At 65.5% G+C, this 8,332-nt stretch carries 6 protein-coding genes and 1 rRNA gene; 6 read left to right on the top strand and 1 reads right to left on the bottom strand.

What is annotated here, in order from left to right; translation table 11 throughout:
* Positions 1–92: 92 nt before the first annotated feature.
* On the bottom strand, positions 93–689 hold the full coding sequence (locus RIV12_RS11815) for a TetR/AcrR family transcriptional regulator (RefSeq protein ID WP_309324099.1): 597 nt from the start codon (positions 687–689) through the stop codon (positions 93–95).
* Positions 690–998: 309 nt separating this feature from the next.
* On the opposite strand from RIV12_RS11815, the gene RIV12_RS11820 reads away from it, so the two are divergent.
* The 6 genes from RIV12_RS11820 to RIV12_RS11845 all read left to right on the top strand — a co-directional run.
* Entirely contained in the window at positions 999–2,993 is a 1,995-nt protein-coding gene (locus RIV12_RS11820) for an OPT family oligopeptide transporter (protein WP_309324101.1), read from the top strand.
* Positions 2,994–3,111: 118 nt separating this feature from the next.
* Positions 3,112–3,885: a polyphosphate--glucose phosphotransferase gene (gene ppgK, locus RIV12_RS11825; protein ID WP_309324103.1), complete on the top strand. Its 774-nt coding sequence runs from the start codon at positions 3,112–3,114 to the stop codon at positions 3,883–3,885.
* 132 nt (positions 3,886–4,017) lie between these two features.
* On the top strand, positions 4,018–5,295 hold the full coding sequence (locus RIV12_RS11830) for a serine hydrolase domain-containing protein (protein WP_309324104.1): 1,278 nt from the start codon (positions 4,018–4,020) through the stop codon (positions 5,293–5,295).
* Between the two features lie 56 nt (positions 5,296–5,351).
* Positions 5,352–6,761, top strand: coding sequence for a sensor histidine kinase (locus RIV12_RS11835; protein ID WP_309324106.1), 1,410 nt, complete (start codon positions 5,352–5,354; stop codon positions 6,759–6,761).
* The gene (locus tag RIV12_RS11840) at positions 6,758–7,498 is read left to right on the top strand and encodes a response regulator transcription factor (RefSeq protein WP_309324108.1); all 741 of its coding nucleotides are present in this window, start codon (positions 6,758–6,760) and stop codon (positions 7,496–7,498) included. Before RIV12_RS11835 ends, RIV12_RS11840 begins: the two co-directional genes overlap by 4 nt.
* 581 nt (positions 7,499–8,079) lie before the next feature.
* Positions 8,080–8,332, top strand: a 16S ribosomal RNA gene (locus tag RIV12_RS11845); the annotation flags it as partial.

An 8,332-nucleotide genomic window follows, 5' to 3' on the forward strand; every position in this document is an offset into this window, starting at 1 on the left:
CTATCAGCCATGGTAATCATTTGTGGACAAACGTGTCCACAAATAAGGGGGCTGTCGTTACCCACGGCTGCGGTCGGGCGGGGAGGAGTCTGCTACGGCGCCCCGAACAAGCGCGTCAGAAGGGTATGCGCCAGCTCTCGAGCATCCGCACCCTTGCCGGCCTGCAAGGCCAACCACCGATCGAGTGTGACGGCAACGCTCCACACCAGCTCGACATGCAGGTCCTCCGGGATCTCTTGGTCGAGCGCGCCCTGCTCGCGACCCGTGCGCACGGTCTGCTCGCACCACGCCCGGGTGGACCTCTCGAAATCGGCGCGTGAGGCGCTCGGTGGAGCGTCCTGCATGTGGAAGAGCATCGCGATTGTCGCCATGTCCTCGTCGTCGCTGGCTGCGGCCAACTCGTCGAAGAAGGTGAAGATCTCAGGCCAGAAGGACTCAGCGGTCAGTGCCGCAGGATCGGGTGGTCTCACCTGCTCGGCGAGCAAGGCCAGTCCGTCGGAGAATGCCGCGTCGAAGAGTGCGGCCTTGTCAGTGAAGAAGTAGTAGAAGGAGCTGCGAGGGAACTCCGCGGCGGAGAGGATGTCGCTCAACGCGGTGCCGTTGTACCCATGGAGCGCGAAGATCGTGCGCGCCGTCCGCATCAGGCGACGCCGTCGGGTCGGGTCGATCGGCTTGCGCGGCCTGGCCATCTCTCACCTCGCAGGTTGCCGGCGGCTAGTCCTCGAGCCGTCAGGGTACTCGCTCGGGTGATCGTCAGTCCGGCCACTGCCCCTTGCTCGCGCCCCGGCCTCCGAGCGGGCCGGCCGGTGCCCGCCGCTCACTTCGACCGAATCTTCATAGAAGACACGGCTCCGGGTCTTCTATGAAGATTCGGTCGAAGTGTTGAGGGCTACGACGGCGGGCCTGATCTGTCCTGCGTTGAATGGACCATTAACGATCGTTTTCGGACAAAGTGCTACTCTCCCCTCGGAATTATCCCGACATCGAGAGATCTCACCATGTCCACAACAACCTCAACCGGCTCCGCCGCGGCGAAACCGTCCGGTGCCGGCTCCGCCCCGGTCAAGGAGCTGACGATCCGCGGCGTCCTCATCGGCGGCGTCATCACGCTCGTCTTCACCGCGGCGAACGTCTACCTCGGTCTCAAGGTGGGGCTGACCTTCGCCACCTCGATCCCGGCCGCCGTCATCTCCATGGCGATCCTGCGTCGCTTCTCCGATCACACGATCCAGGAGAACAACATCGTCCAGACGATCGCATCAGCGGCCGGAACGCTGTCCGCCATCATCTTCGTGCTGCCCGGACTCATCATCGTGGGCTGGTGGACCGGCTTCCCCTACCTCCAGACGGTCCTCGTCATCATCCTGGGCGGCATCCTCGGCGTCACCTACTCGATCCCGTTGCGGCGCGCGCTCGTGACCAACTCCGACCTGCCCTACCCCGAGGGCGTGGCCGGCGCCGAGGTCCTGCGCGTGGGCGACACCAGCGAGGGGGCCGAGGAGTCCAGCCGCGGACTGGGCGTCATCGTGCGAGGCTCCATCGCCTCGGCCGCCCTCTACTTCCTCAACGCCCTCAAGGCCATCAGCGTCGACATCTCCGGGGTCTTCCGAGTCGGTGCCGGTGCCACGATGATGGGCACCTCCCTGTCCCTGGCGCTGGCCGGCGTGGGCCACCTGGTCGGCGTCGGCGTCGGCATCGCCATGATCGTCGGCCTGCTCATCTCCTACGGCGTGCTGCTTCCGATGCGCACCTGGGGCGAGGCGGCCGCCGCCAAGGACCTCGCGGACTTCGTGAGCACCACCTTCGCCAGTGAGGTGCGGATCGTCGGTGCCGGTGCCATCGCCATCGCCGCCATCTGGACCTTCCTGAAGATCCTCGGCCCCATCGTCTCCGGTATCCGCGAGTCCCTGGCCTCCAGTGCCAAGCGCAACGCCGGCGAGGAGATCCCCCTGACTGAGCGCGACCTGTCGATGAAGACGGTCATCGGTGTCACCGTCGGCTCCATGCTGCCCATCGGTGTGCTCCTGTGGCTGTTCCTGCACGGGACCTCCATGGCCCACCACGCGGCGGGCCTCATCATCGCCTCCATCCTCTTCATCCTGCTGACCGGTCTGGTCGTCGCCTCGGTCTGCGGCTACATGGCCGGCCTCATCGGCTCGTCCAACTCGCCGATCTCCGGCGTCGGCATCCTCGTGGCGGTGACGGCGGCCGCGCTCGTGCGCACCATCGCCACCACCTCCTCGCCCGACGACGTCCGCACCCTGGTGGCCTACACACTGTTCGTCACCGCGGTCGTCTTCGGCGTAGCCACCATCTCCAATGACAACCTTCAGGACCTCAAGACCGGCCAGCTCGTCGACTCCACCCCATGGAAGCAGCAGGTGGCCCTCGTCATCGGGGTCGTCTTCGGCGCCATCGTCATCCCGCCGGTGCTCAGCCTCATGCAGGGAGCCTTCGGCTTCGCCGGTGCCCCCGGCGCCGGTGCCGACGCTCTGGCCGCGCCTCAGGCGAACCTCATCAAGCACCTGGTTCAGGGCGTCCTCGGTGGCGACCTCAACTGGAGTCTGCTGGGCCTGGGTGCCCTCATCGGCGCCGTCGTCATCGCCATCGACGAGATCCTGCGCCGCAACAGCAAGTACTCCCTGCCGCCGCTCGCCGTCGGCATGGGCATGTACCTGCCCACGGCCGTCACCGTCATGATCCCGATCGGTGCCGCCCTCGGTCACTTCTACGACCGCTGGGCCCAGCGCACCGCTAACCCGGAGAAGGCCAAGCGCATGGGCACGCTCATGGCCACCGGCCTCATCGTCGGCGAGAGCCTCGCCGGTGTCGTCTACGCCGGGATCGTCGTGGCCTTCGGCGGCAAGGAGGATCCGCTGGCCATCATGCCTCAGGGCTTCGCAGGCATCGCCCCTTGGGTGGGCGTGGTGCTGTTCGTCGGCACCCTGTGGTACCTCTACCGGGGTGCCCGTCAGGAGAGTACTCGCGACTGAGGGCGGACGCTGCGGCCTCCGGCCGCCACCGTCTTCTTGTTCCGACCGTCCTCGCGGCCGCCGTCCCTGCACTAGGCTGGGCGGAGGCCGCGAGGACGCGTAGTACCAGGAGGACCTCATGACTTCGGCAGCACCGACAACATCAGTGGCATGTGGGATCGACATCGGTGGATCGGGTGTTAAGAGCGCCCTGGTCGACCTGGCCACGGGCACGTTCATCGGTGAGCGCGTCCGCATTGACACTCCCGAGGAGTCGACTCCTGCGGCCGTCGCCGAGGTGTGCCGCGAGCTCCTCAAGCAGCTCGAGGTGGGCGACGACGTTCCGGTCGGCGTGGCCCTGCCGGCTCCGATCGTGCATGGCACCGTCCCCTTCATCGCCAACCTCGACAAGTCCTGGACGGGCGTCAACCTCACCGAGCTCATGCGCGAGCACCTGGGCCGGCCGGTGACCGGACTCAATGACGCCGACGCCGCGGGCCTGGCGGAGGTCGCCTTCGGTGCCGCCAAGGACGTGCCCGGAACCATCATCGTCACCACCCTGGGCACCGGGATCGGCTCCGCTGTCATTGTTGACGGAACCCTGGTTCCCAACACCGAGCTCGGGCACCTGGAGATTGACGGCTACGATGCCGAGAGCCGGGCCTCCGCCGGGCAGCGCACGGCTCAGGAGCTGTCCTGGAAGAAGTGGGCCAAGCGTCTCCAGCGCTACTACGCCCATGTGGAGATGCTCTTCTCCCCGGACCTGTTCGTGGTGGGCGGGGGAGTCTCCCGCAAGCACGAGAAGTACCTGCCGCTGCTCGACCTCAAGACCCCGATCGTCCCGGCCCAGCTGCTCAACACGGCCGGCATTGTCGGGGCCGCCTACCAGGCCTCCCGCACGCGCACCTTCTGACGAGGCCGCAAGCGGCGTCGGCGTGGGTTGGCGCCGAGCGGCGGTCCACCTCATCCGGGACTGTCCATCTGGATAGGGGGCGCTGTGCTGCAGGTGGGGGTGGTCGGTCCGCGGAGTCGTGACACTGGAGGCATGGGTAAAGCAGAGAAGTTCAGTCCTATCCGTTCCGATGTCACCACGCCCGAGACCCCTGAGGCCCTGGAGGCTGCCGGCGCCCGGCCCGGCCGTCGTCGTTCGGTGGTGTGGCGGGTGCTGGCGGTGCCTGTGGCGGCGGCGATCGCGTTGGGTGCTGTCGGGGGTACGGCCTCGGCGGCGCCGTCGAAGGGAGAGGCTGAGAGCTTGAAGTCCCGGGCTCAGGGGCTGGTGGAGGCCGGTTACCCGGCGGCTCTGGCGGCGGTGACCGACAGCAAGGGTGAGTCGGCGGGGGTGGCCGTGGGTAAGGGCAATCTGGAGACGGGTCAGGCTCCGCCGATGGACGGGGAGGTGCGGGTCGGTTCCGCGTCGAAGACCTTCGTGGCCGTGGTGGTCATGCAGATGGTCCAGGAGGGCAAGGTCGGGCTTGATGAGCCGATCGAGACCTATCTGCCGGGCCTGATCAGAGGCGAGGGCATCGACGGCTCAAAGATCACGGTGCGCCAGCTCCTCCAGCACACCAGTGGCCTGCCCGAGTACAACGACACCTACCTCTCCAGCAGAGCTGCGGAGTCCGAGAATATGCAGCACTATGTTCCCCCGCGTGACCTGCTGGACACGGCTCTGGGCAAGCCGGCGCAGTTTGAGCCAGGGACGCAGTGGAAGTACACCAATACGAACTACATCGTGCTGGGGATGCTCATTGAGCGGGTGTCTCAGCGGCCGGTGGGTGAGCAGATCGATCAGCGCATCGTCAAGAAGCTGGGACTGTCCCACACCTACCTCCCGGGGAACGGTGAGAAGAAGCTCCACGGCCCTCACCCTCGGGGCTACCACCTCAGCGCTGAGGGCAAGCTGGAGGACATGACCGACCTGGATACCTCACTTGCCTGGGCCGCCGGTGGCATGGTGTCAACCCCCGGTGAGCTCAACACCTTCTTCCAGGCCGTCCTCGACGGCAGGCTGCTGACTCAGGCCAGTATCGACGAGATGAAGAACGGGGCGGTTGACGCCAGCTCGCACCTTGGACCGGGGACGGTGTACGGACTGGGCCTCATCGGTACCTCGCTGAGCTGCGGAGGTACTGCATGGGGACACCATGGCGGTATCGCTGGATACGAGACCCATGACGGTGTCGGCCCTGACGGCACCGCCCTCACCGTCACTGTCACTGCCTTATCCTCAGATGTCGCCGACCAGAGCAACCTGGAGAGCTCCACCAAGGAGAAGATCGGGAAGGTCAACGAGGCCGTCGACGCCACCCTGTGCCATAAGTGATGGGCTCGGAGACGGACTCGGGCACCTCGCGGCTGCGCATGTGCTTGACTCGGAGCGTGCCCAGCTACGTGCTCGATTCCGCCGTCCGGGTGCAGAGTCCGCCGCGCCTGCCCCGGACCGCGGTGGCGCTGTGCCTGCTCAGCGTGCTGCCCTATATCGGCATGGTGCTGGCTGATCCCGAGCACGTCATCAGGTACGGAGGAGTCGGCTCGGTTCCCCGGGTGATTCTCGTCATCGTTCTGGCCGTCATCCTCCAGGTGGTGGCTGTGACGGTGACGGCTCGTTTTCCATACCGAGTGCTTGCTGTAGTGGCCGTTGCCGACCTCACCATCCTCATCACCAGCGATCGATCGTCAGTCGGATCCACCACAGTCATGGTCGTCATCTGGTACCTGGTGCGTCACCGCGTCCCGGGCTGGCAGGTCGCGCTGTTTACCAACATCGTCGTCTTTAACCTGGTCTTCCTCATCCGAGAGGTGTATTCCGGCGAGCGCGGGCCGGCTGCCGTCATCGTCTTCCTGTCGGCTCACCTGCTGCAGCGCTACCTGCTCCCGGTAGTGGCGGCGGAGTACATGTTGGGGCGCGAGCGGCTCCACCAGGCGCTGCGCGACAAGGCCGAGCTCCTTGAACGGGAGAAGCAGCTGCTCGAGCGCGAGGAGCGCGAGCGGGTCGAGCGCGAGCTGCGAACCAGCCGCAATGCCCTGGCCCGCGATCTCCACGACATCGCCGGCCACCACCTCTCCGGCGTCATCGTCAGCGCCCAGGCGGCTGCGGCCCTGCGGCACAAGGATCCGGAGCGTTCCGACCAGATGCTCCAGACGGTGCAGGACAGTGCCCGAACCGCTCTGGCCGACCTGCGTCAGGTCGTCGGTCTCCTGCGCAGCGAGGACAGGAGTGACTCTCAGCGTGAAGGGCAGGCGACGGATGGTCAACAGAGCGAATCGACGTCGTCGAGCACCGAGGCGACGGCCGAGCCGGCAGCCGTGACGGATTCCCGGATGGCAAGGGAGCCGGTGCTCCTGCCCTCGCTGGAGGCAGTGCCTCGCCTCGTTGAGGAGGCTCGCCGTCGTCAACAGCGGGTCGGGTACGCAGTCAACGGCCGGCCTCGTCCCCTGAGCCCACTGGCTGACACCGCCGCCTACCGCATGGTGCAGGAGTCCCTCGCCAACAGCGCGCGGCACGCGCCGGGGGCTCCTTGCCAGGTACGGATCATGTATCAGCCGGGGTGCGTGGAGATCGTGGTGAGCAACCGACGTCCGCCGAATGCGGAGGCGCCTCAGTCGGGCTCGAGCGGCAGGGGCGGTGGCTACGGTCTGTCCGGTATGGCTGAGCGCGCTGCCCTGGTGGGCGCTGAGCTGGTCGCCGGACCCGACCCCGACGGCGGCTGGCGCAACCGCCTTGTCATCCCCGTTCCGCCGGACGGCGTCGACGGGTCCCGTACCGAGGAGGAAGCGGTCATCTCATGATTCGACTCGTCATCGCTGACGATCAGGCCGTCGTCCGTGCCGGGTTGAGCGTCATCCTCGGAGCCGAAGAGGACATTGAGGTCGTGGGTGAGGCGGCAGACGGCGCCGAGGCGATAGCGCTGGCTCGTGAACTGCGCCCCGACGTCGTATGCATGGACATCCGCATGCCCGGGACCGACGGTATCGCGGCAACGCGGGCGATCGTCTCCGACCCCGATCTGGACGTGGACGTGCTCATTCTGACCACCTTCGATGTCGACGACGACGTCCTAGCCTCCCTCGAGGCCGGTGCCGCGGGGTTTCTCCTCAAGGGAGCCGATGAGGACACTCTCCTGGGGGCGGTCCGCTCCGTCGCAGCAGGGGAAGGAACCTTGGACCAGCGCGTCACCCGCAGGATCCTGCGTGAGCTCTCCAGGCGAGGCTCCCGAGGTGCGCTCGCCGAAGTTGACACCGGGGCTCAGCATCAGTACGCCGACAGGGCTGCGGATGCTGGCGGTGCATCCGGGCATGCGTCATTCGCCGGAGCCGCTTCCGTGGACGTCGCCTTGACCTCTCGGGAGCTGGAAGTGCTCAGACTGTTGGCCCAGGGCATGTCCAACGGTGAGATGGCAGCACACCTATATGTGGAGCCAACGACAATCAAGTACCACCTGACGGGACTCATGCAGAAAACCGGGTCTCGAGACCGCCTGCAAACGGTGCTCTGGGGGATTCGCGCTGGCCTGGTACGGCCCTGAGAAGCGATGACAGGAGAAGCAGAACCGGAGGGACCGGTGCAGGGGAGAGCCGGCCTGTCCCCCGGGGAGCCCGAATGTGATGCAGATCGCGGGAAAGTCGTTTGACAACCCGCAATCAAGTCTGGCTATAGTACTCCTCGCTGCCGGAGCGACTGAACGGTCTGACGGCGGTACCGGACGGCGGAAACGTCGAACCGGCAGGAGCGATCCGGCTGGTGCGGTGAAAGCAGAATAGTTCAGAGATCAGGGTCACGCGATCCGAATTTGATTCCCGAACGACAACCTGCTTATGCTAGTCCGGTCGCCTTCGAGAGGCAAGCTAGGAATTATTCCTAGTTGAAATCTCGGTGGGTGTGTTGTTTGAGAACTCGATAGTGTGTCATGTTTTTTATGCCATGGCCTCTTGGGCTGCGCGTGTTTTGTGTGGTTTGGGGGGTTGTTTTGTTTTGGTTTGCCTGGCTCTCTGTGTTTTGGGGGTTGGGTTGGGCCTTGGTCTGGTTTTCTGGACTGTATGTACTGACTGTTGCTCTGGCTTGGCTTCATGCTTTGTTGTGTGGGGTTGGTTGGGGTTTTGTTGGTTTTGTTTGGAGAGTTTGATCCTGGCTCAGGACGAACGCTGGCGGCGTGCTTAACACATGCAAGTCGAACGGTGAAGGGGCCTGCTTTTGTGGGTCCTGGATGAGTGGCGAACGGGTGAGTAACACGTGAGTAACCTGCCCCCTTCTTCTGGATAACCGCATGAAAGTGTGGCTAATACGGGATATTCTGCGCCTGCTGCATGGTGGGTGTGGGAAAGATTGCGCCTTTGGGTGTTTTTGGTGGGGGATGGGCTCG

The organism is Actinomyces stomatis, from assembly GCF_031292835.1.
Lineage (GTDB): Bacteria > Actinomycetota > Actinomycetes > Actinomycetales > Actinomycetaceae > Actinomyces > Actinomyces stomatis.

Excerpts from the sequence above, each read along its gene's own strand:
- RIV12_RS11815 (WP_309324099.1), bottom strand. The coding sequence starts at position 689 with ATGGCCAGGCCGCGCAAGCCGATCGACCCGACCCGACGGCGTCGCCTG.
- RIV12_RS11820 (WP_309324101.1), top strand. The coding sequence starts at position 999 with ATGTCCACAACAACCTCAACCGGCTCCGCCGCGGCGAAACCGTCCGGT.
- ppgK (WP_309324103.1), top strand. The coding sequence starts at position 3,112 with ATGACTTCGGCAGCACCGACAACATCAGTGGCATGTGGGATCGACATC.
- RIV12_RS11830 (WP_309324104.1), top strand. The coding sequence starts at position 4,018 with ATGGGTAAAGCAGAGAAGTTCAGTCCTATCCGTTCCGATGTCACCACG.
- RIV12_RS11840 (WP_309324108.1), top strand. The coding sequence starts at position 6,758 with ATGATTCGACTCGTCATCGCTGACGATCAGGCCGTCGTCCGTGCCGGG.